At 53.6% G+C, this 2,821-nt stretch carries 1 protein-coding gene; it reads right to left on the reverse strand.

Annotated elements, in window-relative coordinates; genetic code table 11:
• Positions 1 to 2,821: hypothetical protein (locus B7717_RS00035; RefSeq protein WP_193432025.1), on the reverse strand; the 2,821-nt coding region annotated here is incomplete at both ends.

The following is a 2,821-nucleotide window of genomic DNA, read 5'->3' on the forward strand; positions in this document are numbered from 1 at the left end:
GATTGACTCGCGCTGGCTGAGGCTGACTGACTAGAACTTACCGAAGCAGACTGGCTCGCACTTGCAGATGCTGATTGGCTGGCACTCACTGAAGCAGACTGGCTAGCACTTGCAGATGCTGATTGGCTGGCACTCACTGAAGCAGACTGGCTAGCGCTAACTGAAGTGGATTCGCTGGAGCTTACGGACGCAGACTGGCTGGCGCTCGCTGATGCTGACTCACTTGCACTCAATGATGCGGATTGGCTCGAACTTACAGAAGCAGATTGGCTAGCGCTCACTGAAGCGGATTGACTAGAGCTCACTGACGCTGACTGACTAGCACTTGCAGATGCTGATTGGCTCGCGCTGGCTGAGGCCGACTGGCTGGCGCTCGCTGATGCAGATTCGCTGGAGCTTACAGACGCTGACTGACTAGCACTCAATGAAGCGGATTGACTTGCGCTCACTGAAGCGGACTGGCTAGCACTCACTGAAGCCGATTGACTTGAGCTCACCGATACAGATTGGCTCGCGCTCGCTGAAGCGGATTGACTCAAGCTTACTGAAGCTGATTGGCTGGCACTTGCTGAAGCTGATTGGCTTGAGCTGACTGAGGCTGATTGACTCGAGCTCACTGATGCAGACTGGCTCGAACTTGCTGAAGCCGATTCACTTGCGCTCGCTGAGGCTGATTGGCTCGAACTTACTGAAGCGGATTCGCTTGAGCTTAATGATGCAGACTGGCTCGCGCTCACTGAAGCGGATTGGCTTGAGCTTACAGAGGCGGATTGGCTAGCGCTCGCTGAGGCTGATTGACTGGCACTCGCTGAAGCAGATTGACTCGAACTTGCTGAAGCGGATTGACTGGCACTCAATGATGCAGATTGACTCGAGCTTATTGAGGCGGACTGACTCGAACTTGCAGATGCGGATTGACTGGAGCTTACTGAAGCTGACTGGCTTGCGCTGGCTGAAGCTGATTCGCTGGAGCTTACAGAGGCGGATTGGCTAGCGCTCGCTGAGGCTGATTGACTCGAACTCACCGATGCGGACTGGCTTGCGCTGGCTGAAGCTGATTGACTTGCACTTGCCGATACAGACTCACTTGCGCTTACTGAAGCTGACTGGCTAGCACTCGCTGAAGCGGATTGACTCGAACTTACTGAAGCAGACTGGCTAGCACTTGCTGAGGCTGACTCACTTGCGCTTACAGATGCAGACTGACTTGCACTTACTGAAGCGGATTGACTCGAGCTCACTGACGCTGATTGGCTGGCGCTTACTGAGACTGATTGACTCGAACTTACTGAAACAGATTCACTAGCACTTACCGATGCTGACTCACTTGCGCTTACTGAAGCGGATTGACTCGAGCTTACTGATGCTGACTCACTTGCACTCAATGATGCAGACTGGCTAGCACTTACTGAAGCGGATTCACTTGTGCTTACAGAGGCTGACTCACTTGCGCTCAATGATGCTGATTGACTTGCGCTCGCTGAAGCGGATTGGCTAGCGCTCGCTGAGGCTGATTCGCTTGAACTTACTGAGGCAGATTGACTAGCGCTCGCTGAGGCTGATTCACTCGAACTTACTGAAGCAGATTGACTCACGCTGGCTGACGCAGATTCACTTGCGCTCGCTGAAGCGGATTGGCTGGAGCTAACTGATGCAGATTCGCTGGAGCTGACTGAGGCTGATTGACTGGCACTCGATGAAGCGGATTCGCTTGAACTTACTGAAGCTGACTCACTCGAACTTACTGAGGCTGACTCACTCGAGCTCACTGAAGCGGATTCGCTTGAGCTTGCAGACGCTGATTGGCTCGAACTCAATGATGCTGATTGACTGGCACTTACTGAGGCAGATTCACTTGAGCTGACTGAGGCAGACTGACTCGAACTTACCGAAGCTGACTGGCTAGCGCTCACTGACTCAGACTGGCTAGCACTTGCAGATGCTGATTGGCTGGAGCTTACTGAAGCTGACTGGCTAGCACTCGCTGAAGCGGATTCGCTTGTGCTTACTGAAGCTGACTGGCTCGCGCTGGCTGACGCAGATTCGCTTGTGCTTGCAGACGCTGACTGACTCGAGCTTACTGAAGCTGACTGGCTAGCGCTCACTGACTCAGACTGGCTAGCACTTGCAGATGCTGATTGGCTGGAGCTTACTGAAGCTGACTGGCTAGCACTCGCTGAAGCGGATTCGCTTGTGCTTACTGAAGCTGACTGGCTCGCGCTGGCTGACGCAGATTCGCTTGTGCTTGCAGACGCTGACTGGCTTGAGCTTGCTGAAGCGGATTCGCTTGTGCTGACTGAGGCTGACTGGCTTGAGCTTGCCGAAGCAGATTCACTTGCGCTCGCTGATACTGATTGGCTCGAACTTACTGAAGCAGATTCACTTGCGCTCGCTGAGGTTGATTGACTCGAGCTTACTGATGCAGATTCGCTTGTGATGACTGAGGCAGACTGGCTAGCGCTGGCTGAAGCGGATTCACTTGCACTTGCTGAAGCAAACTGACTAGCACTTACAGATACAGACTGACTCACGCTGGCTGAAGCAGATTCGCTTGAACTTATTGAAGCTGACTGGCTGGAGCTGACTGAAGCGGATTCGCTTGAACTTACCGATGCTGACTCACTGGCGCTCACCGAAGCAGACTCACTCGAGCTCACTGAAGCGGACTGACTCGAACTTGCAGATGCTGATTGGCTGGAGCTTACTGAGGCTGACTGACTCGAACTTGCTGAGGCAGATTGGCTTGAGCTCACTGAGGCTGACTGACTCGAACTTGTCGACGCCGACTGACTTGCACTTGCAGAGGCAGATTGACTCGAAC

This window comes from Streptococcus oralis subsp. oralis, assembly GCF_002096495.1.
In the GTDB taxonomy this organism is placed as follows: domain Bacteria; phylum Bacillota; class Bacilli; order Lactobacillales; family Streptococcaceae; genus Streptococcus; species Streptococcus oralis_CU.